The sequence below is a fragment of the Pandoraea sp. B-6 genome (assembly GCF_000282835.1).
Classification (GTDB): Bacteria; Pseudomonadota; Gammaproteobacteria; order Burkholderiales; family Burkholderiaceae; genus Pandoraea; species Pandoraea cepalis.
Genome location: NZ_KB290525.1, coordinates 9,908 through 10,208, shown reverse-complemented (window position 1 = coordinate 10,208; position 301 = coordinate 9,908).

Genomic DNA, 301 nt, shown 5'->3' with positions numbered 1-301 from the left:
CTGGGCGAACGCAGCCACTGCGGGCGGCACGTCGACGCGGCATCCCGGAGGGGGCGTGGTCGCCGTCAACAGCGAGCACGATGGGGCACGCGTTGGCGGATGTGCGTCGACCCGGTGAATCTCACGACGTTCGGCGTCACGGCGGCGACCGTCAGGGCGATGAGCGTCGGGCGGGCGACTGTCGGGGTTGGGATGGGAGGCGTCAGGCAGGCAACCGTCGTGGCGCTGACCGTCAGGGCGCTGCCCCCCAGGAGAGCGCGATCCGCCGCTGGCCAGCGGCGGCCCTGGCCCGTCTGGGGCC